This is a genomic window from Cellulosimicrobium sp. ES-005 (assembly GCF_040448685.1).
GTDB lineage: Bacteria > Actinomycetota > Actinomycetes > Actinomycetales > Cellulomonadaceae > Cellulosimicrobium > Cellulosimicrobium cellulans_G.
Genome location: NZ_CP159290.1, coordinates 3,365,016 through 3,389,109, shown reverse-complemented (window position 1 = coordinate 3,389,109; position 24,094 = coordinate 3,365,016). Strand labels below are relative to the sequence as shown.

At 74.2% G+C, this 24,094-nt stretch carries 26 protein-coding genes and 1 pseudogene; 13 read left to right on the top strand and 14 right to left on the bottom strand.

Annotated features, from left to right (window positions below; translation table 11 throughout):
• Positions 1-594 carry a TetR/AcrR family transcriptional regulator gene (locus ABRQ22_RS15150; protein WP_353707315.1) on the bottom strand — a complete coding sequence of 198 codons (594 nt, stop codon included), beginning with the start codon at positions 592-594 and terminating at the stop codon, positions 1-3.
• Between the two features lie 95 nt (positions 595-689).
• Here ABRQ22_RS15150 and ABRQ22_RS15145 point away from each other — a divergent pair, with 95 nt between their 5' ends.
• On the top strand, positions 690-1,754 hold the full coding sequence (locus ABRQ22_RS15145) for an ABC transporter permease (RefSeq protein WP_353707314.1): 1,065 nt from the start codon (positions 690-692) through the stop codon (positions 1,752-1,754).
• Positions 1,755-1,800: 46 nt separating this feature from the next.
• On the opposite strand, the gene ABRQ22_RS15140 is transcribed toward ABRQ22_RS15145, so the two are convergent.
• The 4 genes from ABRQ22_RS15140 to ABRQ22_RS15125 form a co-directional block, all read right to left on the bottom strand.
• Positions 1,801-2,697: a carbohydrate kinase family protein gene (locus ABRQ22_RS15140; RefSeq protein ID WP_353707313.1), complete on the bottom strand. Its 897-nt coding sequence runs from the start codon at positions 2,695-2,697 to the stop codon at positions 1,801-1,803.
• A gap of 21 nt (positions 2,698-2,718) precedes the next feature.
• The gene (locus ABRQ22_RS15135; RefSeq protein WP_353707312.1) at positions 2,719-3,384 is read right to left on the bottom strand and encodes a pentapeptide repeat-containing protein; all 666 of its coding nucleotides are present in this window, start codon (positions 3,382-3,384) and stop codon (positions 2,719-2,721) included.
• Positions 3,385-3,443: 59 nt separating this feature from the next.
• On the bottom strand, positions 3,444-4,763 hold the full coding sequence (locus tag ABRQ22_RS15130; protein WP_353707311.1) for an MFS transporter: 1,320 nt from the start codon (positions 4,761-4,763) through the stop codon (positions 3,444-3,446).
• 102 nt (positions 4,764-4,865) lie between these two features.
• On the bottom strand, positions 4,866-5,828 hold the full coding sequence (locus ABRQ22_RS15125) for a sugar phosphate isomerase/epimerase family protein (RefSeq protein WP_353707310.1): 963 nt from the start codon (positions 5,826-5,828) through the stop codon (positions 4,866-4,868).
• Positions 5,829-5,915: 87 nt separating this feature from the next.
• On the opposite strand from ABRQ22_RS15125, the gene ABRQ22_RS15120 reads away from it, so the two are divergent.
• The 3 genes from ABRQ22_RS15120 (at position 5,916) to ABRQ22_RS15110 (ending at position 10,001) form a co-directional block, all read left to right on the top strand.
• Positions 5,916-6,896, top strand: a complete 981-nt coding sequence (locus ABRQ22_RS15120; protein ID WP_253052206.1) for a pyruvate, water dikinase regulatory protein — start codon at positions 5,916-5,918, stop codon at positions 6,894-6,896.
• On the top strand, positions 6,893-9,634 hold the full coding sequence (gene ppdK / locus ABRQ22_RS15115) for a pyruvate, phosphate dikinase (RefSeq protein ID WP_353707309.1): 2,742 nt from the start codon (positions 6,893-6,895) through the stop codon (positions 9,632-9,634). The genes ABRQ22_RS15120 and ppdK overlap by 4 nt, the downstream gene beginning before the upstream one ends.
• Before the next feature lie 97 nt (positions 9,635-9,731).
• Positions 9,732-10,001 carry an HPr family phosphocarrier protein gene (locus ABRQ22_RS15110; RefSeq protein WP_253052202.1) on the top strand — a complete coding sequence of 90 codons (270 nt, stop codon included), beginning with the start codon at positions 9,732-9,734 and terminating at the stop codon, positions 9,999-10,001.
• Between the two features lie 169 nt (positions 10,002-10,170).
• On the opposite strand, the gene ptsP is transcribed toward ABRQ22_RS15110, so the two are convergent.
• On the bottom strand, positions 10,171-11,904 hold the full coding sequence (gene ptsP / locus ABRQ22_RS15105; RefSeq protein ID WP_353707308.1) for a phosphoenolpyruvate--protein phosphotransferase: 1,734 nt from the start codon (positions 11,902-11,904) through the stop codon (positions 10,171-10,173).
• Positions 11,901-13,283 carry a PTS transporter subunit EIIC gene (locus ABRQ22_RS15100; RefSeq protein WP_353707307.1) on the bottom strand — a complete coding sequence of 461 codons (1,383 nt, stop codon included), beginning with the start codon at positions 13,281-13,283 and terminating at the stop codon, positions 11,901-11,903. The genes ptsP and ABRQ22_RS15100 overlap by 4 nt, the downstream gene beginning before the upstream one ends.
• Positions 13,284-13,659: 376 nt before the next feature.
• Here ABRQ22_RS15100 and ABRQ22_RS15095 point away from each other — a divergent pair, with 376 nt between their 5' ends.
• The 5 genes from ABRQ22_RS15095 (at position 13,660) to ABRQ22_RS15075 (ending at position 15,976) form a co-directional block, all read left to right on the top strand.
• Positions 13,660-14,499: a GntR family transcriptional regulator gene (locus tag ABRQ22_RS15095; RefSeq protein WP_353707306.1), complete on the top strand. Its 840-nt coding sequence runs from the start codon at positions 13,660-13,662 to the stop codon at positions 14,497-14,499.
• Positions 14,496-14,741, top strand: coding sequence for a PTS transporter subunit EIIB (locus ABRQ22_RS15090; RefSeq protein ID WP_024839826.1), 246 nt, complete (start codon positions 14,496-14,498; stop codon positions 14,739-14,741). Before ABRQ22_RS15095 ends, ABRQ22_RS15090 begins: the two co-directional genes overlap by 4 nt.
• Before the next feature lie 147 nt (positions 14,742-14,888).
• A complete protein-coding gene (locus ABRQ22_RS15085) occupies positions 14,889-15,119 on the top strand; it encodes a PTS glucose/sucrose transporter subunit IIB (RefSeq protein ID WP_087470800.1) in 231 nt (76 codons plus the stop codon).
• Positions 15,119-15,583, top strand: coding sequence for a PTS glucose transporter subunit IIA (locus ABRQ22_RS15080; protein WP_253052196.1), 465 nt, complete (start codon positions 15,119-15,121; stop codon positions 15,581-15,583). The genes ABRQ22_RS15085 and ABRQ22_RS15080 overlap by 1 nt, the downstream gene beginning before the upstream one ends.
• Positions 15,584-15,727: 144 nt before the next feature.
• Positions 15,728-15,976, top strand: a complete 249-nt coding sequence (locus tag ABRQ22_RS15075) for a hypothetical protein (RefSeq protein WP_087470798.1) — start codon at positions 15,728-15,730, stop codon at positions 15,974-15,976.
• 87 nt (positions 15,977-16,063) lie between these two features.
• On the opposite strand, the pseudogene ABRQ22_RS15070 reads toward ABRQ22_RS15075, so the two are convergent.
• Positions 16,064-17,965 (bottom strand): annotated as a pseudogene (locus ABRQ22_RS15070) (NHL domain-containing thioredoxin family protein); the annotation flags it as partial.
• Positions 17,966-18,060: 95 nt separating this feature from the next.
• Between ABRQ22_RS15070 and ABRQ22_RS15065 the strand changes: the two are divergent.
• The 4 genes from ABRQ22_RS15065 to ABRQ22_RS15050 all read left to right on the top strand — a co-directional run bounded on the left by ABRQ22_RS15065 (position 18,061) and on the right by ABRQ22_RS15050 (position 20,396).
• The gene (locus ABRQ22_RS15065) at positions 18,061-19,062 is read left to right on the top strand and encodes a helix-turn-helix domain-containing protein (RefSeq protein WP_144721272.1); all 1,002 of its coding nucleotides are present in this window, start codon (positions 18,061-18,063) and stop codon (positions 19,060-19,062) included.
• A 29-nt stretch (positions 19,063-19,091) separates the two neighbouring features.
• Complete coding sequence (locus tag ABRQ22_RS15060) at positions 19,092-19,778, top strand: DUF2637 domain-containing protein (protein ID WP_353707305.1); 687 nt, start codon at positions 19,092-19,094, stop codon at positions 19,776-19,778.
• Positions 19,779-19,878: 100 nt separating this feature from the next.
• Positions 19,879-20,067, top strand: coding sequence for a hypothetical protein (locus tag ABRQ22_RS15055; RefSeq protein WP_144721268.1), 189 nt, complete (start codon positions 19,879-19,881; stop codon positions 20,065-20,067).
• Between the two features lie 65 nt (positions 20,068-20,132).
• Positions 20,133-20,396, top strand: coding sequence for a hypothetical protein (locus ABRQ22_RS15050; RefSeq protein WP_353707304.1), 264 nt, complete (start codon positions 20,133-20,135; stop codon positions 20,394-20,396).
• A 58-nt stretch (positions 20,397-20,454) separates the two neighbouring features.
• Here ABRQ22_RS15050 and ABRQ22_RS15045 read toward each other — a convergent pair whose 3' ends face one another.
• The 6 genes from ABRQ22_RS15045 to ABRQ22_RS15020 all read right to left on the bottom strand — a co-directional run bounded on the left by ABRQ22_RS15045 (position 20,455) and on the right by ABRQ22_RS15020 (position 24,073).
• The gene (locus tag ABRQ22_RS15045; protein WP_144721264.1) at positions 20,455-20,712 is read right to left on the bottom strand and encodes a hypothetical protein; all 258 of its coding nucleotides are present in this window, start codon (positions 20,710-20,712) and stop codon (positions 20,455-20,457) included.
• Between the two features lie 26 nt (positions 20,713-20,738).
• On the bottom strand, positions 20,739-21,737 hold the full coding sequence (locus ABRQ22_RS15040) for an N-acetylmuramoyl-L-alanine amidase (protein ID WP_353707303.1): 999 nt from the start codon (positions 21,735-21,737) through the stop codon (positions 20,739-20,741).
• A 71-nt stretch (positions 21,738-21,808) separates the two neighbouring features.
• Positions 21,809-22,138, bottom strand: a complete 330-nt coding sequence (locus ABRQ22_RS15035) for a hypothetical protein (RefSeq protein WP_353707302.1) — start codon at positions 22,136-22,138, stop codon at positions 21,809-21,811.
• On the bottom strand, positions 22,135-23,190 hold the full coding sequence (locus ABRQ22_RS15030) for a fibronectin type III domain-containing protein (protein WP_353707301.1): 1,056 nt from the start codon (positions 23,188-23,190) through the stop codon (positions 22,135-22,137). The genes ABRQ22_RS15035 and ABRQ22_RS15030 overlap by 4 nt, the downstream gene beginning before the upstream one ends.
• Positions 23,190-23,882 (bottom strand): hypothetical protein, encoded by a 693-nt coding sequence (locus tag ABRQ22_RS15025; protein ID WP_353707300.1) that lies wholly within the window; start codon positions 23,880-23,882, stop codon positions 23,190-23,192. The genes ABRQ22_RS15030 and ABRQ22_RS15025 overlap by 1 nt, the downstream gene beginning before the upstream one ends.
• Positions 23,879-24,073, bottom strand: a complete 195-nt coding sequence (locus ABRQ22_RS15020; RefSeq protein WP_353707299.1) for a hypothetical protein — start codon at positions 24,071-24,073, stop codon at positions 23,879-23,881. The genes ABRQ22_RS15025 and ABRQ22_RS15020 overlap by 4 nt, the downstream gene beginning before the upstream one ends.
• Between the last annotated feature and the right edge of the window lie 21 nt (positions 24,074-24,094).

Sequence of the window (24,094 nt, the reverse complement as noted above, 5' to 3'; positions counted from 1 at the left end):
TCAGCGCGGGAGGTGGCGGGTCGTGCGGTCGAGGTAGGCGTCGGGGTCGAAGTCGTCCATGAGCGCGCTCTGGATGATGAAGCCCTGGCACGCGGCGACGAACAGCGGTGCCTGCTCGTCGCCGAGCTCTGCCGCGCGTGCGGGGTCGAGGCCGTGGGTGCGCTCGTGCCAGGCGGCGACGTAGTCGGCGAAGACCGCGCGCAGCCGGGCGAGGACGGCCGAGGCGAACTCGAGGATGCGGGGGTCGGTCACGGCCTCGCCCCACACCTGGAGCAGGATGGCGGTGCTGCCGATCTCGCGCACCACCCCGTGCATGAGGACGGCGACCAGGTCGGACGGCGGAGGGAGCGGGTCGCGCTCGGCGAGCCGTTCGACATCCGCGATGCGCCCGCCGACGATCCGGCCCGCGACGTCGTGCACGATCGCCATCTTGGAGTCGTAGTAGCCGTAGATCGCCCCGGCGGACAGCCCGGACTCGGCGATGATCTCCGCCATCGACGTGGCGGCGAAACCCTTGCGGCGGAACACGCGCAGGGCCGCGGCGGCGATGTCGTCGCGCCGCTGCGCTCGGTACTCGTCACTCACCCGGGGCACCCGCCCACCCTAAACCGAACGATCGTTCTTGACAGGAAGCGACGGGCAGGTCGACCCTATAGAGAACGAACATTCGTTTTAGGAGAGGTCTCCCCATGAGCTCCGCCGCCCCGCACACGCACTGGCCGCGCGTCGTCACGACCGCCGTCGGGCTCGTCGCCGTCGTCGCGGTCGTCGTGCTCGCGTTCCTCTGGCCGTCCGTCACCGCCGACCCGAAGGACCTGCCCGTCGCGGCGGTGGGCGACCCCGCCGTCGTCGCCCAGGTGCAGGCCGGGCTCGACCAGAACGCCGAGGGCGCGATCGACCTCGCCCCGGTGACCGACCGCGACGCGGCCGTCGACCTCGTCGAGTCGCGCGACGCGTACGGCGCCCTCGTCCTCGGCGAGCAGCCGGAGGTGCTCACGGCCTCGGCGGCGAGCCCCGCCGTCGCGCAGCTCCTCGCCGGGCTCCAGCCCGCGCTCCAGGCCCAGGTCTCCGCCGCAGCGGCCGCGCAGGGCGTGCCCGCCGAGGCGGTCCCGACCGTGGCGGTGACCGACGTCGTCCCGCTCTCGGCCGACGACGCGCGCGGCTCCACGCTCGCCGCGGCGTCGTTCCCGCTCGTGCTCGGCGGCATGGTCGGCGGCATCGCGATCTCGCTCGCCGTCGTCGGGGTCTGGCGACGCGTCGCCGCGCTGGGTGTCTACGCGGTGGTCGGCGGGCTCGCGATCGCGGGGATCCTGCACGGCCTCGGCGGGCTGCACGGGGTGTACCTCGCCGACTCGCTCGCCGTGGGGCTGACGCTGCTCGGCATCGGGGGCACGATCGTCGGCGCCGTCGCGGTGCTCGGGCGCCCCGGCATCGCCGTGGGGCCGGTCCTGTTCCTGCTCGTGGCGAACCCGCTCTCCGCGTCCGCTATGCCGGTCGAGTTCCTCCTCAGCCCGTGGGGCGCCGTCGGGCAGTGGTTCCCGCCGGGCGCGTCCGCGACGCTCCTGCGCGACCTGTCGTACTTCCCCGCCGCCGACTCGACCTTCCCCTGGCTCGTGCTCACCGGGTGGGCCGTGCTCGGGCTGCTGCTCTCGCTCGTCGGCCACTTCCGCGACCGGGGCGCGGCGACCGTCGCCGCCCTGCGCGAGGCCGACGACGTCGCGCCGGCGGCCGACCCGGTCGGCGCCGCGCACTGACCGGTCGCCCGCCGACCGCGCGCGCGGTCGCCGCCCGCCCGGTCGGTCAGGCCGGGACGAGGTCCGGGCTCTGGACGACGCGCGCGGCGTGCCGGGCGCCCGCCGTCATCGCCTCCTCGACACCTGCCCCGCGCAGGTGGGCGTCGAGGAAGCCCGCGAAGAAGCCGTCGCCCGCGCCGTTCGTGTCGACGACCTGCGGCACCTGCTCCGCGGGCACCTCGACGAAACCACCGTCGGGCGTGAGCGCGACGGCGCCGCGCGACCCGTGCGTGCACACCACGAGCCGCGCACCTGCGTCGACCCGCGCGGCCATGAAGCCGCGCCAGTCCGCCAGCCGGTCCCCGCTGAGGAACACGTGCGTCCCCGCCTCGACCCACGGCCGGTGGAACGCGGACTCGCCGTCGTAGTCGTGCAGGTCGACCCAGACGTCGCGTCCGCGCGACACGGCGAGGTCGAGCACGGGCAGCGCGGGGACCGCGAGGTCGACCACGACGGCCCGCGCCGCGTCGAGCGCCGCGACGGCGGCGTCCCACGACGGGCCCCGGGCCGGGACCTCGCCGGGGGCACGCAGGTAGACCGAGACGCGCCCGCCGTCGTCGTCCATGAGGTTGAGGTGGCTCTCGGTGCGCCCGTCCGGCGACGGCTCGGCGAGCACGCGGACACCCGCACCCTCGAGCACGGACCGGACGCGCGCGGCCTCGTCGTCCGCGCCGAGCACGGTGCGCAGCAGCACCGCGCGGCCGAGGCGCGCGAGGTTGAGCGCCTTGCCCGCCGACGTCCCGCCCACGGTGTCGCGGTGGGAGCGGGCGAACACCGTGTGGGGCGTGGGGGCAGGCAGCTCGTCGAGCTGCACGACGAGGTTCCACGACGCCGGCCCGGCGACGAGGACTTCGGCCCCAGCAGGGTCGGGCAGGGCGGTGGACGGGTGTGTCGCGTCGGTCACGTCGCGCACCCTATCCCCCGGTCAGTCGGTGACCGTGATGCCGAGGCTGTGCGCGAACGTCGCGGCGAGGCGCCCGAGCTGCGCGGAGTCGATCGTCGAGCCGCGCAGGGACTCGATCCCGCTCAGCTCGTCGATCTCCGCGCCTCGCAGGTCGACGTGCGCCAGCGTCGAGGCCTGCACGTCGAGGCGGCGCACGCGCGTGCCCTCGAACGCGACGCGCAGCGCGTCCGCGGCGACGAGGTCGAGCTCGTCGATCGTGCAGTCGGTGAACATCACGTCGCGCAGCGTCGCGCCGCGCAGGTTGACGAAGCCGAGCTTGCAGCCGACGAACCGGACCCCCGCCCACGACGACTCGTAGAGCTCGGCCGACCCGAGACGCGCGCCGCGCACCTCGACCTCACGCCACCGGCCGCGCGTGCCGCGCAGCACGGGCACGTCGAGCCGGTCGAGCACCACCTCCGTGAGCGTCACCGCCCCGAGGTCCGCCTCGTCGGCGCGCACCTGGTCGAGCCGCGTCGAGAACACGCTCGCGCCGTGCAGGTCGAGCCGGTCGAGGCGGAGGTCGACCAGCTCGAACCCCTCGAGGTCGGCCTCCGCCTCGAGGTCGTAGGCGTCGCCGCGCTGGAGGTCGTCCAGCACGACGGGATCGATCACGGGCGGCTCGGTCGTCGGCTTCTTCGGAGGCACGCCCCGAGCCTAGGGCGCCCCACCGACGCGCTGCCGTGAGCGCGTCGGCTGAGCCCGTCTCAGGGCTCGGGGTGCAGGGCGTCGTAACGCCAGAACTTCCGTTGCGACCGCACGACGAGCCACAGCACGACGACGCACGCCACTCCCCCGGCGACGGCGGCCCAGGCCTCGCCCACCCACGTCGCCTGGGCGCCGAGCACGAGCTCGCCGAGCCGCGGCCCGCCCGCGACGACGACGATGAACACGCCCTGGAGGCGCCCTCGCATGTCGTCGGGCGTCGCGGTCTGGAGGATGGTCTGCCGGAAGACCGAGCTCACGGCGTCGGACGCGCCGGCGAGCGCCAGCGCGACGCTCGCCGCGACGACGGCGCCGACGAGGACGGCTGTCGGGGTGGTCGCCCCGACCCCGACGAGCACGAGCCCGAACAGCACGATCGACACCCCGTACGCCGTGACCGCCCAGACGATCACGCGACCCTGCCAGCGCACGCGCGAGAGCCCGCCGGAGAACACCCCCGCGAGCACGGCCCCGACCGCGAACGCCGCGGTGAGGACGCCCGTCGTCGCCTCGCCCCCGCCGAGGAACACGACCCCGGCCGCGGGCAGGAGCACGCGCGGCGACGCGAGCACCATCGCCGCGAGGTCGACGAGGAAGGTCGTGCGGACGTTGGGCTGCGTCGCCAGGTACCGCAGGCCGTCGACGACGGACCGCCACCCCGCGACCCGACGTCGCCGCCCCGCCTCCGCGGGCCGCAGGGCGTCGTCGCCGGTCAGGGGCGGGATGTCGGGGAGCCGCCACACCGCCCACAGGGCCGCGGTGAAGAGCACGGCGTCGATCGTGTACGCGACCTGGTAACCCCACAGCGCGACGAGGAACGCACCGCCCAGCGGACCGACGGTGAGCGCGACGTTCCAGGCGATCGTCTGGAGCGCGTTCGCGGCCGGCAGGAGCCGTGGCTCGACGAGCCGCGGGATGATCGCCGAGCGTGCCGGGTTGTTGATGGCGAACGCCGCGGACTGCGCGGCGACGAGGCCGTAGAGCACGCCGACGGAGTCGAGGTGCAGCCACGCCTGGACCGCGATGAGCGCGGTGATGGCCCAGAGCGCGGTCGACGCCGCGAGCGCGACCTTGCGACGGTCGTACGCGTCGACGAGCGCACCGCCGTACAGGCCGAGCACGACGAGGGGCACGAGGGCACAGATGCCGAGCACGCCGACCGCGAGCGACGACCCCGTGAGCGCGTAGACCTGGAGGCCGACGGCGACGACCGTGAGCTGCGAGCCGAGGTTCGAGACGCCGAGGCCCCACCAGAGGCGACGGAACGGCGGGGAGGTGCGCAGCGGCGTCGTGTCGGCGAGGAGACCGTTGACGCGAGCCACGATCGCCGAGCCTACGTCAGCGCTGCCGCGCCCGTGTCCGTCGGGCGACGCGGCTCGGAGGCCCCGCGCGGGTCCCTCGGCTCGTGACGGTCCTGTCGGGCGTCAGTCCGTCCCCGCGTCGTCCGGGGTGCTGTCCGCCGCGCCCTCGCGCGCGTCGGCCTCGCCCCAGGCGTCGGCGTGGCGGTGCGGGTGCCCGGGCGGCGGCTCGTAGCCCGGGTGCGGCCCGGGCGTGAGGTAGGTGCGCGCGAAGAACAGCGACGCGGCGAGGTCCTCGCGGCGCTCGGCCGCGGTCCGGGCTCGACGGGTCGAGATCTCGACGACGACGTCCCCCGCCCACCCTCGCCGCACGAGCTCGGCGAGGACCCGGTCGCACGGCTGGTCGCCGCGGCCGGGGACGAGGTGCTCGTCGGTGATGGACGACGACCCGTCGGCGAGGTGGACGTGCGCGAGGCGGCCGTCGAACACGTCGAGCAGCGCGAGCGCGTCCTGCTGCGCGACGGCGGCGTGCGACAGGTCGAGCGTCACGTGCTCGTAGCCGTGCTCGGACGGGTCCCAGCCCGGGAGGTAGGCCTGCATCTCGCGCTTGCGGCTGCGCCAGGGGTACATGTTCTCGACCGCGATGGTCACGCCGTCGGTCTCGTCGAGCTCGCCGACGAGGTCCTCGAACTCGCGGGCGTACCGGTACTGCCAGCGGAACGGCGGGTGCACGACGACGGTGCTCGCGCCGACCTCCTGCGCGAGCCGGACGCTGCGCCGGAGCTTGGGTCCGGGCGAGCGCCCCCACACGCGCTGGCTCACGAGGAGCGTGGGCGCGTGGATGCTGCGGATGGGGACGTCGTGCTCGGCGGCGAGCCGCCGGAGCGTCGCGGCGTCCTGGGTCGTCTCGTCGGACCACACCATGACCTCGACGCCGTCGTACCCGAGGTCGGCCGCCACCTCGAAGGCGTACGGAGCCTTGCGCGGGTAGACGCTGGCCGTCGAGAGCGTGACGTGGATGCGCTGCGCCTCCCCGGGGACCGGGGACGCCTCGGGGGACGCCGCGCGCGGCGTCGTCGCGTCGGACATGCCGGTCACCCTAGACCCGTCGGCTGTGCCCCACACCCAGCAGGCCTTCCGCTGGGGAGAACCCGCGCCCCGACCTAGCCTGAGGTCATGGCGGCGACGGCGCGCGTCATCGACATCCACGTGGTCGCGGACTCGACGGGAGACACCGGGACCCGCGTCGCGCGCGCCACGCAGGCGCAGTTCCCCGGGCAGCAGGTCCGGGTCGTGCGGCACCCGCGGCTGCACAGCGCGCGAGGCGTGGACGACGTCGTGGCCCAGCTGCGCGCCGACCCCGCCGCGGCCGTGGTGTTCTGCACCGTCGTCGACGACGCGCTGCGCACGCGCGTGCTGGAGGCGTGCGCGGCGCTCGACGTCCCGTGCGCCGACCTGCTGGCCCCCGCGCTCGACGCGTTCACCGCGCGCACGGGCGCGCAGCCGGCACGGGTCGTGCAGCCGGTCGGGCTCGCCGCGGACTACTTCGACCGCATCCACGCGATGGAGTTCGCGGTCGCGAACGACGACGGCCACCTCACCGACGGGCTCGACGAGGCGCAGGTCGTGCTCGTCGGGGCGTCGCGCACCGGCAAGACCCCGCTCTCGATGTACCTCGGCTATCTCGGCTACCCGACCGCCAACATCCCGCTCGTCCCGGGCGTCGCGCCCCCGCGCGAGCTGTTCGAGGCCGAGCGCTGGAAGGTCGTGGGCCTGACGATCGACCCCGGGCGCCTGCTCGAGATCCGGCAGCGCCGCGTGCACGCCATGGGCGTCGCGGGCCGCGGTGGCCCGGGCGGCACAGCCCTCGGCGGGTACGCCGACCTCGCGCGCATCCACGACGAGCTCGACGAGGTCGCCCGGCTGCAGCGGCGGCTCGGCTGCCCCGTGCTCGACACGACGACGCTCGCGCTCGAGGAGGCGGCGGGGCGCGTCGTCGAGCTCGTCGCCGCGCGCCGTCGTGCCCTCGCGCCCGACGACGCGGCACGGCCCCCGGGCGACGACCTCGCCCGGGCGACCCCCCAGACCCGGCCGGCGGACCGCCGTCGGGCAGGAGACAGCGCGGCCACCGCCGCCGACCACGAGGAGCAGCCATGAGCGACCGGTACGTCTACGACCTCGCGGAGGGCCGCGCAGACATGCGGGCCCTGCTGGGCGGCAAGGGCGCGGGCGTCGCGGAGATGCGGCGCATCGGCGTGCCCGTGCCGGACGGCTTCACCGTGACGACGACGGCGTGCGTCGCGGCCATGGAGCGCGGCGGGTCGTGGCCGGACGGCCTGTGGGACGAGGTCGTCGCGCACCTCGACGCGCTCGAGGAGCGCACGGGGCGACGCCTCGGCGCGCGCGAGCGCCCGCTGCTCGTGTCGGTGCGCTCGGGAGCCGTGTTCTCGATGCCCGGGATGATGGACACGATCCTCAACCTGGGAATCTCGGACGACTCGGTCGAGGGGCTCGCGGCCGAGTCCGGCAACGCGCGCTTCGCGTGGGACTCCTACCGGCGGTTCGTGCAGATGTACGGCGAGGTGGTCGAGGGCGTGCCCGCCCACGCGTTCGCGGACGAGCTCGACGCGCTCAAGGCGCGCCGCGGCGTCGCGCAGGACACCGACCTCGACGCGGACGACCTGCGCGGGCTCGTCGCGACGTTCCGCGCCGTCGCGCGGCAGCACACGGGCGAGGACCTGCCGACGGACCCGCGCGAGCAGCTCCGGCGGTCGGTCGACGCGGTCTTCGCGTCGTGGGGCAACCCGCGCGCGGCCGTCTACCGGAAGGCGAACGGCATCCCCGACGACCTCGGCACGGCCGTGAACGTCATGCAGATGGTGTTCGGCAACAAGGGCGCGACGTCGGCGACCGGCGTGTGCTTCACGCGCAACCCCGCCACAGGTGCCAAGGAGCTCTACGGCGAGTTCCTCGTGGACGCGCAGGGCGAGGACGTCGTCGCCGGCATCCGCACGCCCCGGCCCCTCGCGGAGATGGAGACCGTGCTGCCCGACGCGTTCCGCGAGCTGCGCGCGACCATGGACCGGCTCGAGCAGCACTACGGCGACCTGCAGGACATCGAGTTCACGGTGGACGACGGCGCGCTCTACCTCCTCCAGACCCGCACCGGGAAGCGCACCGCGCAGGCCGCGCTGCGCATCGCGCGCGAGCTCGTCGAGGAGGGAGTGATCGACCGGGACACCGCCCTGCGGCGCCTGGACCCGGCGCAGCTCGACCAGCTGCTGCACCCGGCACTCGACCCCGGCCACGGCGCGACCGCGCTCACGCGCGGGCTCAACGCGTCGCCGGGGGCCGCCGTCGGGCGCGTGGTGCTCGACGCCGAGACCGCGGCCGAGCGGGGCAAGGCCGGCGAGGCCGTCGTGCTCGTGCGGTGGGAGACGAACCCGGACGACATCGCGGGCGTCATCGCCGCCCAGGGCGTGCTCACCGCGCACGGCGGCATGACGTCGCACGCCGCGGTCGTCGCACGCGGCATGGGCAAGCCGTGCGTCGCGGGCGCCGGCGCGCTGCGGATCGACGTCGAGGGGCGGCGCGTCCACGTCGGGGACCACGTGCTCACCGAGGACGACACGATCACGCTCGACGGCACGACCGGCGACGTCTACGCGGGCGCGCTGCCGCTCGTGCCGCCCCAGGTCACCGACGACTTCCGGACCGTGCTCGGGTGGGCGGACGACGTGCGGCGCCTCGGCGTGCGCGCGAACGCCGACACCGGCGAGGACGCGGCGAAGGCCCGCGAGCTCGGGGCCGAGGGCATCGGGCTGTGCCGCACCGAGCACATGTTCATGGCGCCCGACCGGCTGCCCGTGGTGCGCGAGATGATCCTCGCCGAGACCGACGCCGCGCGCGCCGCGGCCCTCGACCGCCTGCTGCCCATGCAGCAGGCCGACTTCGAGGAGATCTTCGCCGCGATGTCCGGGCTGCCCGTGACGATCCGGCTCCTCGACCCGCCCCTGCACGAGTTCCTGCCCGACCTCGTCGAGCAGTCCCTCCTCGTGCAGCGGCTCGAGGACGAGGTCGGGGACCCCGGCGCGCCCCTGCACGGGACGGACGCCGTCGCCGAGGGCTGGGCCGCCGCGGCGGGCGGCGGGGAGACGACGGCGCGGCTCGCCCGGGCGCGTCGCCTCCTCGCGCAGGTGCGCAGGCTGAGCGAGACGAATCCCATGCTCGGCACGCGGGGCGTGCGGCTCGCGCTGCTGCACCCGCAGATCGCCGCGATGCAGGTGCGGGCGATCGCGCGCGCCGCCCTCGCCGTCCGCGCGGCCGGGCACGACCCGCGCGTGGAGATCATGGTGCCGCTCGTCGGGTTCGCGGAGGAGCTGCGGCGCATGCGCGAGGTCGTCGACGCGACGATGGCGGAGGAGCTCGCGGGCGCGGACGCCCCGCTGCCGTACGCCGTCGGGACGATGATCGAGCTGCCCCGCGCGGCGCTCGTCGCGGACCGCGTCGCCGAGCACGCGGAGTTCTTCTCGTTCGGCACGAACGACCTCACGCAGACGATGCTCGGCATCTCGCGCGACGACGCGGAGGGGTCGTTCCTCACCGCGTACCTGGAGTCGGGGGTCGTGGGCACGAACCCGTTCGCGACGATCGACCGGGACGGGGTCGGGGAGCTCGTGCACGTCGGGCTGGAGCGCGGGCGCCGCGCCCGGCCGGGGCTGCACGCCGGGGTGTGCGGCGAGCACGGCGGCGACCCGGCGTCCGTCGCGCTGTTCGACGAGATCGGGCTCGACTACGTGTCGTGCTCGCCGTACCGCGTCCCGATCGCGCGGCTCGCGGCCGCGCGCTCGACGCTCGACCGGCGCGACGGAGCAGGGGCCGCCCGGGACGTGTGAGGCTCGCGGGCACGGAAGGACGTCAGACCCTCCCTTTTCGGCGTGCGATCCCCTAGGATGCACTGGTCCAGACCACTTGTCTGCCGGAGGAGCACCCATGGACCGTGCCGTCGTCGTCGCGATCACCGAAGGCCTTCACGCCCGACCCGCCGCCCTGTTCGTCAAGGCCGCGGCCGCCCAGCCCGCCCCCGTGCGCATCGCCAAGCAGGGCGGCGACCCCGTGGAGGCCGCGAGCATCCTCAGCGTCATGACGCTCGGCGTGACCGCCGGGGACGAGGTCGTGCTGTCGACCGACGCCGACGGCGACGACGCGAGCGCGTCGATCGACGCGCTCGCGTCCTTCCTGGAGCAGACCGAGGTCGCCTGAGCCGGTCGGGCCCGTCTCCGCGAGCGCCTCGAGGCTCAGGAGAAACGACGCCCACCTGGTGCTGCAGCGGTGCACGAACACCCCCGGGTGCGCCGAACCCGGGGGTGCTCCCCACCGTGACGAGTCGGTGAGGAACAACCCCGGGTTCGGCAGCGAGGCCGGGCGCGGGCTAGAGGCCCAGCTCCGCGAGGATCGGGAGGCGGGCGCGCACGGCCGCGCGGGCGGCGTCGGGCGTGGGCTGCTGGAGCGCGAGGAACGCGAGCTCCTCGCACTGCTCCGACGTCGTCGCGGCCAGCACCGCGGCGACGTCCGCGAGCGCACGGGGCGTCATGGACAGCGACGTCACGCCGAGCCCCACCAGCACCGGCGCGAGCACCGGGTCGGCCGCCGCCTCGCCGCAGACGCCGAGCGGGCGACCGTTGAGCGCCGCCCCCGATCCCGTGGCCCCGACGAGCGCGAGGACCGTCGGCTGCCAGGCCGTCGACAGGCGCGCCAGGTCGGAGACCTCGCGGTCCGCGGCCATCGTGTACTGCGTGAGGTCGTTCGTGCCGATGCTCGCGAACGACGCCTTGGCGAGCACCCAGCGCGCACCGAGGGCCGCGGCCGGCACCTCGATCATCACGCCCGCGGTGCCGAGGCCGTGCTCCGCGCACAGCGCGACGAACGACTCCGCCTCGTCGGGCGTCGCGATCATCGGCGCCATGACCCACACGTCGGCTGACTCCGCCGCCGCGGCGCGCGCGATCGCCGTGAGCTGGCGGTCGAGCACCTCGGGGTGCCGGCGGGCGGTACGCAGCCCGCGCACGCCGAGCGCCGGGTTGGGCTCGGCCTCGGGCGTGACGAACGGGAGCGGCTTGTCCGCGCCCGCGTCGAGCGTGCGCACGACGACCTTGCGCCCGCCGAAAGCCGCGAGCACCTCGCGGTAGGCCGCGACCTGCTCGTCGATCGTCGGCTCGACCGTGCGGCCCAGGAAGCACACCTCGGTGCGGAAGAGCCCCACGCCCTCCGCGCCCGCCTCCGCGGCGGCCCGCGCGTCCTCCCCGTTCGCGACGTTGGCGAGGAGCTCGACGCGACGACCGTCCGCCGTCCGGCCCTCGCCGTCGAACCGGCGGCGCTCGCCCCGGGCGCCCCGCGCGGCGACGACGGCGGCCACGTCCTCGGCGGACGGCTCGCGCTCGACCGTGCCGAGCCCGCCGTCCACGAGCACCGTCTCGCCGTCGTGCAGCGTCAGCGCGTCCTCGACCGCCACGACGGCCGGGATGCCGAGGGAGCGCGCGAGGATCGCCGTGTGCGACGTCGGCCCGCCGCCGCGCGTCACGACCGCGAGCACGCGCTCGGGGTCGAGCTGCGCGGTGTCCGCGGGCGCGAGGTCGTCCGCGACGAGCACGAACGCGAACCCCGGGTCGGGCACGCCCGGGGCAGGCAGGCCGAGCAGCGTCGCGACGATCCGGTCGCGCACGTCGCGCACGTCTCGGGCCCGCTCGGCCATGAGCCCGCCCAGGGCTTCGAGCTGCCCGACGACGACGCCCGCCGCGTCCCACACCGCACGCGCCGGGGTGGAGCGCTGCTCGCGCACGCGCCCGACGGCGTCGCGCGCCAGGGCCGGGTCCGCCGCCATCGCGGCGGTCACGCCGAGCACCTCCGCCGCGGTGCCCTCGGCCCGCGCGGCGCGGGCCGTGAGGTCCTCCTGGACGGTGGTGACCGCCGCGAGGACCTGCGTCACCGCGAGGTCCACGTCGGCGTCCGTGCTGTCCGCGGCGAGCGGGGCCGGGTCGGGCTCGGGGACCGGGTCGGGCATGCGCACGACCGTCCCCGCCCCCCGCCCGGGGCTGACCGGCACGCCGGTCAGCCCCGGGTCGGAGACCCGCGCGGGTGCGCGCGTCGCGTCGTCGGCGACGGTCACGCCGAGCTCCCGCCTCGCGCCTCGTCGGAGCGCGCGGACGCTCCGCGCCCGGCCGCGCTCGCCTCGTCCGCGGTCGCGGACCTCTCGGACGCACCGGCAGGGGCGTCCGCGTCCTGCGCCGCGCCGGTGTCGGCGATCGCACCGTCGGCGTCGTCGTCCTCGCGACCCGGCGTCCTGAGATTCCACCGCGTGATGACGAAGCGGAAGAGGAAGTAGTAGATCACCGTGTAGCCGAGACCGATGAGGATGAGCAGGAGCGGCATCTCGGCGATCCGGAAGTTCAGCAGGTAGTCGATCGCGCCCGCGGAGAAGCCGAAGCCGTCACGGATGCCGATCGCGTTGACGAGGGCCAGCGACGTGCCCGTGAGCACGGCGTGGATCGCGTAGAGCGGGTAGGCGACGTAGACGAAGGCGAACTCGAGCGGCTCGGTGACGCCGGTGACGAACGCGACGAGCGCGGCCGAGCCCATGATGCCCGCGACGACCTTGCGGTTCTTCGACTTGGCGGTGTGGACGATCGCGAGCGCCGCGGCGGGCAGCGCGAACATGAAGATCGGGAAGAACCCGGTCATGAAGGTCCCGGCCGTCGGGTCGCCGTGCAGGAAGCGGGCGATGTCGCCGTTCCACACCTCGCCGTTCGCGTCGGTGTACTCGCCGAACTGGAACCACGGGAGGGAGTTGAGCAGGTGGTGCAGCCCGACCGGCAGGAGGAGGCGGTTCACCGTCCCGTAGACGAAGGCACCGAGGATCGTCGAGCCGGTGACCCAGTCGCCCACGGCGGTGAAGCCGGTGTCGAACGCCGGGTAGATGAGCGCGCCGACGACGGCGATGAGCACCGCGACACCGGCGGTGACGATGGGGACGAAGCGGCGGCCCCCGAAGAACGCGAGGTAGGGGGGCAGCTTGATGCGGTAGTACTTCTGGAAGAGCAGCGCCGCGGTCAGGCCGATGACGATCCCGCCGAGCACGCCGTAGTTGATGAGCTCCTGGTCCTCGCCCTCCGGCGCGACGCCGAGCACCGCCGGCGAGAGCGCGTCGCTCACGCCCTTGAAGACCAGGTACCCGATCACGGCGGCGAGGCCCGTCGAGCCGTCCGCCTTCTTCGCGTAGCCGACGGCGACACCGACGGCGAACAGCAGCGGGAGGTTCGCGAACAGGGCGTTACCGGCCGAGGCGAAGACGTCGGCGACGTACTGCATCCACGGCAACGTCCCCGCAGCCCCGTCCGCCCCGAGGAAGTCGGCCTGTCCGAGCCGCAGCAGCAGCGCGGCGGCGGGCAGGGACGCGATGGGCAGCATGAGGGAGCGCCCGACGCGCTGGAGCTGCGCGAAGCCGGGCACCCCCTTCTTCGTCCTCGTCGGTTCGGCGACGGTGGTCATGTGTCGTTCTCCTCCTGGGTGGGCCTGGGGCGCAGGCCGAGGTGCGTCGTGCGGCAGCGGTGGCGCGACGTCGTACGGGCGTCGTTGCCGGTCTCCGGGCACGCCGAGGACGACTGGGGTCGTTCCTGGCTCGTCGTGCCGGACATCCGGTCCAGGTTGTCTGGACCACTTGCAGGAAGAGTGGTCTAGACCTCATGATGTGTCAACCCCCGGAGGTGACCCGGGACACACGGACAGGTCCAGGACCCGCGTCGCCGCAGGTCGCACGACGGACAATGCACCCGTGGAGATCGAGGCACCGACGCAGGGTCGTCCGTCCGGCCAGGGCACGGACGCGGACGAAGGACCAGGACGACGACGAGGACGCGGCACGACGATGAGCAGGTCACGATCGCAGGCGAGCGAGCACAAGTACCTCACGGTGCGCGCCTACCTCGCCGACCTCGTGGCGAGCGAGCTCTCGGTCGGCGACGCGGTGCCCTCGGAGCGCAGCCTGACCGAGAAGTTCGGCGTCTCGCGCATGACCGTGCGCCAGGCGATCGACGCGCTCGTCACCGAGGGCGTGCTCGAGCGCGCGCAGGGTCGCGGGACGTTCGTCGCCCCGCCCCGCGCGGACTTCGAGATGCGCCTCACGACGTTCGGCGAGGAGGCGCGACGCCGTGGCATGGAGCCGGGGAGCGAGGTGCTCGAGGTCGGCACGGCGCCCGCGCCGGCGTCGGTCGCCGAGTCGCTCGGGCGCGCGACGGGCGACCCCATGCACCACGTGGTGCGCCTGCGCTCCGCCGACGGGTCCCCCATGAGCGTCGAGGAGGCGTGGATCCCCGTCGACCTCGCCCCGGACCTGCTCGACGACGGCGTCCCCGAGAGCCTCTACGGCGCCCTGCGCGAGCGCGGCCTGGCCCCCACCTGGGGCGAGGACACCATCACCGCGTCCGACGCCACCGTGCAGGAGCAGAAGCTCCTCGGGCTGCGGGCCTCGCGGGCCGTCATGCGCACCGTCCGCCGCACGTTCGCGGGCGACGCGCCGCTCATGTACTCCCGGTCGAGCTACCGCGGCGACCGGTACAGCGTGTTCGTCCCCCTGCGCGAGGCGCGGCCGACGCTCGTGCCGCGCACCGGCGCGACCGACCCGACGAGCACCCCCGCCACGACGACCACCGACCACCTCGACCCCGTGCCAGTGCCGGCCCGGGCGACCGAAGGGAACGACCGATGACACAGTCCGACGCAGAGCGCGCCGCGACGATCCTCGCCGGCCTCGGCGGGGTGGCCAACATCGACGAGATCGACCCGTGCACCACCCGGCTCAGATCGCTCGTCAAGGACCCCGCGCTCGTCGACGCCGCGCTCCTGCGGCGCGCCGGGGCGTTCGGCGTCATGGTCAACGGCCGCGTCGTGCAGGTCGTCGTCGGCCCGCAGGTCGACACGATCGCGTCCGACCTCGCCGACCTCATGTGAGGACCGGCACCACCGCAGCACCACCGCCGTCGCACCACCCCGGTGACGGCGCCCCGACCCCGCGCGCCCTGCGCACCCCGACCGGCACGGCTGCCGGCCGGGACACCTGACCCGGCCCCGGCCGGAACACGACCACGAGGAGCACCCGTGAGCAAGGCAGAGCAGATCCTCCGAGGCCTCGGCGGCGACGCGAACGTCCTCGACCTGGAGGCGTGCATCACGCGCCTGCGCGTCGAGGTCGAGGACCCGGCGCTCGTCGACGACGCCACGCTGACCGCCGCCGGGGCGATCGCCGTCGTGCGCTCGGGCGCGGCGATCCAGGTCATCGTCGGGCCCGACGCCGACAACATCGCCTCCGACATCGAGGACCTGCGCTGATGGCGGCGCCGCTCACGGTGCTCGTCCCCGTCACGGGCACGGTCGTGGACGTCGGCGACGTCGACGACCCCGTCTTCTCCGCCGGGCTCGTCGGCCCGGGGCTCGCCGTCGAGCCCGACGACGCGCAGGGCGGCGAGGCCGTCGCGCCCATCACGGGCACGGTCGTCAAGCTGCACCCGCACGCGTTCGTCGTCCAGCACGACGACGGCCGTGCGGTCCTCGTCCACCTCGGCATCAACACCGTCCAGCTCGGCGGCGAGGGCTTCACGACGCACGTCGCGCAGGGCGACCACGTCGAGCGCGGCACCGTCCTCGTCTCGTGGGACCCGAAGGCCGTCCGTGCCGGCGGCCGGTCCGCCGTGTGCCCGGTCGTCGCGCTCGAGGCCGCCCCGGACGACGTGACCTCCCTCGCGGAGGTGGGCGCCTGGGCCGCCCGCGGCGAGGAGCTCCTCACCTGGGGCTGACCATCCTCCCGCGGGATCGGAGATCGCGACCGACCTATTGTGCGGACCCCTTCCATATGCAAGGCTTCCTCCGGCACCACGCCCACAGGGGGCGAGCCTGGTGCCACGATGCCCCGGGCATCACCACCCAATGGAGGGGGAACGATGAAGTTCAAGAGGCTCGTCGCCGTCGTCGCCACCGCTGCGGCGCTGGCCGTCGCTGCGCCCACCGTCGCGAACGCGGCCGAGACCCGGACGTACACCAACACGTTCGGGAGCTGCAGGGTCCTCGTGGTGTCCTACGCCAACGGCGGAGGGGCGAAGGCCACCGCCTCCTACCGGCTCCTGGCCGGCCAGTCCAAGGTCTTCAGCACCGCGGGCCACATCCTCGGCCACTCCTGGACCGTCTGCTGACGACACCCGCACCCAGGGCCAGGCTTCCTCGAAGCCTGGCCCTGGGCATGTCCGGCACCAGCCCGGGCTGGGCCCCGCGACGCCGGCCTACCCCCTCAGAGGCAGCGTGAGGGTCGGGACGTCGCCCGGCTCACCGCGGTCGACCACGCGGACCGGCACGCCCCAGTCCTGCTGCGCGAGATGGCACGCGGGGAACACGTCCGGGTCGGGCTCGCCGTCCGGGCCGAGCGGGACGACGTCGCACGACGCCGCCCGCGCGGTCACGTGCAGCACGCCCTCGCGGACCTCCGGGTTGATGACGAGGTCGCGCCCGAGCTCGACGCCCGTCCCGTCCCCGGACAGCAGCAGCTCGGGCGGCGTCGCGCTCACGCGCAGCTCCGTCGACGGGCCGAACCGGTCGTCGAGCTTCTGCCCCGGCGCCGGGACGAACGGCACGTCGAGCCACAACGGCCCTGCCCCGATGTCGGTGACGGGCCGCTGGGTGCGGTGCGCGCCGCCGTCGAGCACCTCGCCCGCGAGCGACGCCGGGAGCGCGACGCGCGTCAGGCGGTGCGGCGCGGACTCCACGACGAGCAGGTGGACCTGCGGCTCGCCGTCCGCCCCCTCGCCCACCTGCACGACGACGCCGCTCGGCTCCGCGAGGCCCGTCGCCAGGGTCGTGACCTCGCCCGCGAGCCGCGTCCCCTGGGCGTCGTCCCCGACGCTCCCCGCGTCACCGGGCGCGGGCGCGAACCGGCGCAGCGCGCCGTCGTAGGTGTCGGCGACGACGACGCTCCCGTCCGGCAGCGTCGCGACCCCGAGCGGGTGCTGCATCAGCGCCTGCTCGGCCGGGCCGTCGCGGTGGCCGAAGTCGAACAGCCCCTGCCCGACGGCGGTCCGCACCTCCACACCCTCGCCGGGGACCGCGGTCACGCGGCGCAGCGCCGACGTCTCGGCGTCGGCCACCCAGACGGCCCCGTCCTGGTCGACGGCCAGCCCGGACGGCTGCGCGAACCAGGCCGACGCGCCTGGCCCGTCCTCCAGGCCCTCGTTCATGGTCCCGGCGAGGTGCGTCATCGACCCCTGCTCGCCGTCGAACACCCACAGCGTGTGGTTCCCGGCCATCGCCACGACGAACGCCGCGAGGTCCTGCGACCAGGCCACGTCCCAGGGTGACGAGAGTCGCACGTCGAGCGGCGCGTACTGACCGCCCGCCGCGGCAGGACCGTGGCCCGTGACGTCGGCGCCCCGTCCCTCCCGCAGCACGACGTTCTCGACCCCGCCGACCATGAACTGCTCGCCCGTCCCTGCGACGGTGGTCACGTGGCCGTCCGCGAGGCGCACCCCGCGCAGGACGTGGTTGGCCGTGTCCGCGACGACGACGTCGTACCCGAGCCACGGTCGGAGCTCGACCGGGACCATGCACAGCCCGTTGGGCTCGGCGAATCGTGCGTCGTCCGGGCCGCCGTCGGCGAGCCCGCGCTCGCCGGACCCGATGCGCCGGACGAGGGTCTCGCCGTCGGGCAGGAGCTCGGCGAGCGCGTGGTGCCCCGCGTCCGCGACGAGGAGGTTGCCGCCGGGCAGCTCGATCGCCTTCGCGGGGAAGCGCAGCGTGCCCGACGACGGCGCGGGCGCCACGTACGGGCCGTCGCCGCGGTGCAGCGTGCCCTTCGCGTCGTGCTCCGCGACGAGCTCCTCGACGAGGGCGGCGATCGCGGACGCGTGCCCCTCCCCCGCCATCTGCGCGACGACGTAGCCCTCGGGGTCGACGACCACGAGCGTCGGCCAGGCGCGCGCCGCGTACGCCGACCAGGTGACGAGCTCCGGGTCGTCGAGCACGGGATGGTGGACCTCGTACCGCTCGACCGCGGCCGCGAGCGCCGCCGGGTCCGCCTCGTGCTCGAACTTCGCCGAGTGCACGCCGACGACGACCAGCACGTCGCGGTGCCGCTCCTCGAGCTCGCGCAGCTCGTCGAGGACGTGCAGGCAGTTGACGCAGCAGAAGGTCCAGACGTGCTAGGGCAAAGCGCCAACTAGTCCAAGCACAAAGAGGCCCCCGCGACCGCGCCAACGGTCCGGGGGCATGGCCGGGAGAGAGCCCCGACATGAGCAAGACTACCGTCCCCGCGCGCCGCCGTCGCGGCCGCCGGTTCGAGATCGAACTCGAGCCGGGCACCTACGCGCAGATCCCTGCGTGGAGCTCCCGCGAGCAGTACGAGCGCGCCGCCCAGGTGGTCGCCGACGCTGCCCGCTGGCGCGCCGACCGCCGCGCTTCCCTCCTCCAGGTGGTCGAGGTCCTCGCCGCCGCCGCTGACGGCCAGACCGGCCGCTCGGTGTCGCTGTCCGTCGCCACGATCGCGGCGCGCGTCGGGGTGTCCCGTCGCACCGTCTTCCGCCGCCTCGCCGACCTCCGCGAGCTCGGCCTCATGGTCGTCGTCGACCGCGGGCAGCACCTCGCGGGCCCGGTCCGCAAGGCTGCCCGTGAGGCGACGGGTCGGACGGTCATCCGCAAGACCTCGACGCGGGCGCTGGCCGTGCCGGCTGCTCTCGCATCTGTCACCCCACCCACCCCGTCAGGGGTTGGGTCTTCCTCTGACCTCTCCCTCGATCACCAAGCGCGCACGGCGCGCCGGACGAAGAGCTCTTCGACGAAGAACCGCAAGCCGCGGAGCCTCCGGCTCCAGCGCCTCGCAGCCAAGGTCGAGACGCAGATGCCCTGGATCTCCCGGGGCCAGCACATCGGCGGGCTCATCACGGCGCTCGAGCGGGGCGGGGTCGACGAGACCTGGACCGAGGGCGACGTCGTCACGGCGATCGACTCCTGGCACCACCGCCACGGCCGCGTCCACGTCGGCCGCGACATGGCGAGCGTCCTGGGCTGGCTGGTCTGGGTCCTGCGCGAGGCCGTCTCCGAGGGCGCCAAGCCCCGGGCCGTGCAGCGCCAGGAGGCAGCCATGGAGCGCCAGCGCGCACTCGCCGCCCGCAAGGCGACGTGGGAGGCCGAGGACCGGGCCGCGGTGCAGGGCGAGGCCCTGACCTCCGCCGCCGCAGCCGTCCGCGCCGCTCTCACCGCCGCACGCCGCAACACCCTGTCCGCCGCAGCCTGACCCTGACCCTGACCGAAAGGCCCACCGCGATGTACAAGATCAACCCTGACTCCCGCCCCGTCCTCCTCGCCGTCGCGGTCGGGACCGGCCTCGTCTTCCTCACCTCGTTCGCGCTGTCGTTCTCCGCGCTGCACGACGTCGCCGGCTGGGCCAACGTGCCCTTCTGGCTCGCCGGCGCGGTGCCGGTCATGCTCGACGTCGCGATGGTCGTCTACAGCCTGTCCGCGCTCGTGCGCCGGGCGCGCGGCGAGCGGGCCTGGTTCTCGTGGACGCTCCTCGGCTTCTTCACGCTGATCTCCCTCGTGGGCAACGCGGCGCACACGGCCGGGATCCCCGAGGAGTACCGGCCCTACGTCGGGATGGTCGTCGTCGCCCTGGCCCCCGTCGCCGCGCTGGCCGCGCTCGAGAACCTCGCCGGCCTCGTCGTGGCGAACCCCGGCGCGCGAGTCGTGCCGGTGGCGGAGGAGGACGTCGAGCACAGCGCCGTCGTGCAGGAGCTCCGCCCCGCCGAGGCCGAGGAGCTCGACCTGCTCGCCGCGCTCGCCAGCCCGCACCCCCAGTCCAAGCGCACGCCGGAGAACCTCGCGACGATCCTGCGCATGTCGCGTCGTCGCGCTCGGGTCCGCGACATCGCCGAGACCGTCGGCATGTCCCCCACGCTCGTCAAGACCGCCCTGCGCGACATGGCCGGCGTCGGGCTCATCAAGGCCGCGTGACCATGCGCAGGCGTCGCGCCGGGACGAGCGACCATCGCTACGCTCGACGCGGCGCCTGCGCGCACCTCGCACTCGCGAGGTCGACCACAGGAGGAAAGAGATGACCATGACCACCGACCGGATCGAGAAGGCGACCCCGCTGCGGGACCGGCTCGAGGCCGCAGGCATCGACGCGATGGAGTTCTCCGAGCGCGTCGGCCTGGCCCTCGGGACCGTTCTCTGGGCGAGCGTTACCGACGCCCAGTGGGCGCACTACGTCGAGCGCTACACCGACGCCGGAGGGCGATGATCGGGAGATCGCGCGCGGGCGAGTGACGCACGACGTGCGCAGGTGATGTCGGCTACGCTGTGCGCATGATGATGAACCAGCCTCCCGCACCCGTGGTCCCGAAGCTCATCAAGCCGGCCGCGTCCGTCCTCGCGTGGGGGCTGGGGCTTCTCCTCGCAGGATCCGCGCTCTTCCCGATCGGCGTCGCGAGCCAGACGCCGCTCAGCCTGCTCGGGTTCGCGCTCTTCGTCGCCGGCCTCGTCCAGGTCGTCATCGGGGTCTACCGCCTCGCGGCAAAGGCAGACTGGCGCCACGAGCAGGAGTGGGTGAAGATCCGCTCCGAGCTCTGACCGGAAACGACGAAAGGGCCCCCACCCGGCGCGATGCCAGGTGGGGGCTCTTGTCGTGTCAGGCCGCGGTGGGGGCGACCTTGAGGCGCGTCAGGTAGGACGCGACGGAGGTGAGGGCGGACTTGCCGACGAGGACGCCGAGCGTGGCCCACGCCGCGCCGGAGGTGATGTCCGCGCCGCCGACCCAGTCGAGGGTCACGACGCCGACGCCGACGAGGACGTCGACGCCGAGGGACTGGTACAGGGTGCGCAGCGCGCGCTCACGCGCGTCCGCCTTGGCCGCGTCGAGCGCGGTGCTGTCGAGGTGCTTCGCCATCGTGATGGCTCCCTTCGTGGTGGTGGTCAGAGGCCGAGCGCGCGGCGCGTGGCCGGGCCGGCGATGCCGTCGACCTTGAGGCCCGAGCGGCGCTGGAACTCGCGCACGACGGCCTCGACGGCGGGGCCGAAGCTCCCGTCGACGGCGAGCTTGGAGTAGGCCGGGTAGTCCCGGTTGAGGCGGCGCTGGAGGGCCTTGACGTCCTCGCCCTTGCAGCCGCGGTAGAGGTCACGGCCCGCGCTCGGGGCGGGCTTGGCCGCCGGCGCGAGGCGCGCGTCGAGCTTCGCCTGCGTCGCCGGGCCCGGGAAGCCGTCGACCGTGAGGCCGTTCTTGGACTGGAAGTCCTTGATCGCCGTCTGCGACTTGGGGCCGCGGATCCCGTCGACCGCGAGGCGGTAGCCCAGGCGGTTGAGCTTCTCCTGCGTCGCCTTGATCTCGGCGACCGAGAAGCCCGCGTTGTAGAGCTGCTCGGGCGTCTTGCTCGGCGCCGGGGCCGGGGCGACCGGCTTGACCTCGTTGCCGACCTGCGTCGCGCCGGAGGCGAGGTAGCCGAGCTGCGCGAAGACGAAGCGGCCCGGGCACGACGTCGACTTGAGCTCGCGGTGCGCGCGCACGGGGGCGCCCGTCTTCCAGCGCGTGCCGCGCCCCTCGGCGATGATCGCCGCCGCCGTCGCGAGGGCCGCCGCGGACGGCTCGTGGGCCTCGTAGTTGCCGGCGAAGCAGATCGAGCGCGTCGTCGAGTTGCGGCCGCCGGTGTGCGTCCCGCGGCGGTTGAAGCTCACGCCCTCGTACGCGCGCCCGGAGGGGAAGACGATGACGTTGTAGGAGATCCCGGTGCCGAAGCGGTTCTGGCCGATGCTCTCGATCGAACGCATCTGCGCGCGCTCCTGCTCGACGGTCGCCGTCGGGAGGAGCTGGGTCGTGACGGTGTGGTGGATGAAGACCTCGCTCGCGAGGCCGGAGAGGTTGAGGTCGCCGTTGGCGTGGCGCGCGCCCCAGAGGTGGCGGGGCTCGATGTAGACCATGCGGAGGGTGCTCCTTTGGGCATGACGAAGGGCCCCGCTCCGGTGCTGGAGCAGGGCCCTTGTCGGGGTGGTCAGAGAGAGGTGGGTCGCGCCGGCGGAGGCGGCGGCGAGCCGCGGTAGATGTGGTCGCGCAGGAGCACGATCCACGCGGCGTCCAGGGCTCGCTCGCGCTCGACGACGTCGACGCGGCCCCGGGTCAGGGCGTTCTCCTCACGCGCGGCGGTGAGGTCCGTGCGCAGCGCGTCGGTCACCGCGCGCCAGTCCTCGGTGTCGACGCGGCGAGCCTCGACGTTCGCGGACTCGCGGTCCTTGCGACGTCCGATGAAGACGCCGGCCACGGTGCCGAGCGCGGTGATGCCGGCGGCGCCGGCGGTGAGCAGGGTGGGGTCGATCTGGATCACAGGCGCCACACCCCCTCGACCTTCTTGTGGACCTTCGCCAGGCGCCAGGTGCCGTCGACCTTCACGTACGTCTTCGCCGAGCGCCAGATCCCGTCGACCTTGACGGCCGAGCCGGACAGCGTCGTGAACTCCGAGGAGCCGGACCAGGGGCCCGCCCCGACGGCGTTGACCGCGCGCACGCGGGCGAAGTGCTTCTGCCCGGGGTCCAGCCCGGTGAGGGGCAGAGGGCTCGAGCCGGTGTGCGTCAGCGCGGGCGAGTAGCTCGTGTTGGCCGACGTCTGCACCTCGTAGCGAGTGATCGCCGAGCCGCCGTTGCTGGGCGCCGCGAACGTGGCCCGCGCCTCGGTGGGCAGGACGTCCGTGATCGTCGGCGCGGCCATGGCGCCCGGTGCCGCTGCGAGCGTGGCGCGCGACCCCGTGGCGGACCAGCCGGCCCAGCCCGCCGCGTTGCGCGAGCGCACGCGGAAGTAGTACGTCGTGGCCGGCGCCAGGCCGGAGATGTCGAGGATGTGGCCGTTGTGCGAGTACGTCGCCACGCCGGCCGTGAAGGCCGCGTTGGTAGCTCGCTGGAACTGCCACTCGACGATCGCGGCGCCGTTGTTCCCGGGGACGGCGGACGTCACCCGGATGTTGCTCGAGGTGACGTTCGAGAAGGTCGGGTTGCCGGAGGTGTTCGGCGGCGACGGCGGGCGCGCGGGCACCGTGATGCTGCGCGAGTGCGACGGCTGCACGCCGTTGTAGACGCCCGTGAGGTAGGCGCCGAATGTGTACGTCGGGCCGCCGCTGTAGCTCGTGTTGGCCGTGAACGTCCGCGACGCGATGTGCCGGTCCGTCGTCGTGCCGTTGTTCGAGTCGAGGCGGTAGTTCACCGGGCCGTAGAAGCCGCCGGTGAGGTTCATCGTCTGGTCGTCGTGGTACGCCTCGAACGCGCGGACGTAGTAGTTGACCGTGATGGTCACCGCCGTCGTGCCGGCCCCGACCGACCCCGGCGACATGATGATGTCGATGCCGACCGCGAGGTTGCGCTGGACAGCGCCCCAGGTGATCGCCATCAGAACTCGAACCAGAGGTCGCCGTTCGCACCCTGCGACGCCGTCGGGGCGTTGTCGGAGACGAAGATCGTGCGGCCGTCGTTCGTCGACGTCGTCGGGCGCCCAGGCATCGTCGCCCAGGAGACGAGGTCGACCCAGCCCTGGCCGTCCCAGAACTCCCACGTCGAGCGCGTGGTGTTGTAGCCGAGCTGGTAGCGGCGCGGCGACGTCGGGCGCAGGGCCGTGGTCCACTCGCGGACCCGCGTGCCGGTGAACGACTTGCGGATCGTCACGGCCGAGGCGGCGATGGTGACCGCGTTCGCCGGGACGGCGACGTCGGCGAGGGGCTCGTCGAAGACGCCGGTCGACGTGCGGGTGAGCGCCGGGGGCGCCGGCGTCGTGGACGCGATGCCCTTGAGCACCTCGAGCGCGACCTCGTTCGCCTGCGGGTCGAGGCGGAGCACGACGGTGTCGATGCGCGCCGCGCCCTCGCCCGGGGCGATCGGCAGGGTCTCGATGCCCGTCGAGCTGTAGAAGTGACCGCGGACGACCGCGTCGCCCGGGGAGACCTTGACGTTGAGGCCCGAGCTGTCAGCGCTCACGGTGAGGCCACCGGAGCTCGTCACGCCGGTGTCCTGGAGCTCGCGGAAGAGCGCGCTGTACTCGGACTCGGTGACTTCCTGGTCGTCGAAGGGGTAGCTGAACTGGGTCACGCGGGAACCTCCTCAGCGCCCGGCTCTGCGGGCGGCGCGGGCGCGTCGCTGATCTCGATCCCGGCGATCGGGAGAGTCACGGCGATGTGCTTGAAAGGGGCCTCGGGGTCGGCGCCGGCGACGCTGTAGGTCAGCCGGAGCGTGGTCTGGTCGTCCGAGAGCTCGGTGCGGAAGGGAGAGGGGAAGAGCATGGTGTGGACTCCTGCGGGCAC

Bases quoted from the DNA above. Each gene is read 5' to 3' on its own strand.
- ABRQ22_RS15080 (WP_253052196.1), top strand. From the start codon at position 15,119: ATGGCGGCGCCGCTCACGGTGCTCGTCCCCGTCACGGGCACGGTCGTG.
- ABRQ22_RS15020 (WP_353707299.1), bottom strand. From the start codon at position 24,073: ATGCTCTTCCCCTCTCCCTTCCGCACCGAGCTCTCGGACGACCAGACC.
- ppdK (WP_353707309.1), top strand. From the start codon at position 6,893: ATGAGCGACCGGTACGTCTACGACCTCGCGGAGGGCCGCGCAGACATG.
- ABRQ22_RS15145 (WP_353707314.1), top strand. From the start codon at position 690: ATGAGCTCCGCCGCCCCGCACACGCACTGGCCGCGCGTCGTCACGACC.
- ABRQ22_RS15065 (WP_144721272.1), top strand. From the start codon at position 18,061: ATGAGCAAGACTACCGTCCCCGCGCGCCGCCGTCGCGGCCGCCGGTTC.
- ABRQ22_RS15075 (WP_087470798.1), top strand. From the start codon at position 15,728: ATGAAGTTCAAGAGGCTCGTCGCCGTCGTCGCCACCGCTGCGGCGCTG.
- ABRQ22_RS15030 (WP_353707301.1), bottom strand. From the start codon at position 23,190: ATGGCGATCACCTGGGGCGCTGTCCAGCGCAACCTCGCGGTCGGCATC.
- ABRQ22_RS15040 (WP_353707303.1), bottom strand. From the start codon at position 21,737: ATGGTCTACATCGAGCCCCGCCACCTCTGGGGCGCGCGCCACGCCAAC.
- ABRQ22_RS15095 (WP_353707306.1), top strand. From the start codon at position 13,660: ATGAGCAGGTCACGATCGCAGGCGAGCGAGCACAAGTACCTCACGGTG.
- ABRQ22_RS15120 (WP_253052206.1), top strand. From the start codon at position 5,916: ATGGCGGCGACGGCGCGCGTCATCGACATCCACGTGGTCGCGGACTCG.
- ABRQ22_RS15090 (WP_024839826.1), top strand. From the start codon at position 14,496: ATGACACAGTCCGACGCAGAGCGCGCCGCGACGATCCTCGCCGGCCTC.
- ABRQ22_RS15045 (WP_144721264.1), bottom strand. From the start codon at position 20,712: ATGGCGAAGCACCTCGACAGCACCGCGCTCGACGCGGCCAAGGCGGAC.
- ABRQ22_RS15060 (WP_353707305.1), top strand. From the start codon at position 19,092: ATGTACAAGATCAACCCTGACTCCCGCCCCGTCCTCCTCGCCGTCGCG.
- ABRQ22_RS15100 (WP_353707307.1), bottom strand. From the start codon at position 13,283: ATGACCACCGTCGCCGAACCGACGAGGACGAAGAAGGGGGTGCCCGGC.
- ABRQ22_RS15110 (WP_253052202.1), top strand. From the start codon at position 9,732: ATGGACCGTGCCGTCGTCGTCGCGATCACCGAAGGCCTTCACGCCCGA.
- ABRQ22_RS15125 (WP_353707310.1), bottom strand. From the start codon at position 5,828: ATGTCCGACGCGACGACGCCGCGCGCGGCGTCCCCCGAGGCGTCCCCG.
- ABRQ22_RS15050 (WP_353707304.1), top strand. From the start codon at position 20,133: ATGATGATGAACCAGCCTCCCGCACCCGTGGTCCCGAAGCTCATCAAG.
- ABRQ22_RS15055 (WP_144721268.1), top strand. From the start codon at position 19,879: ATGACCATGACCACCGACCGGATCGAGAAGGCGACCCCGCTGCGGGAC.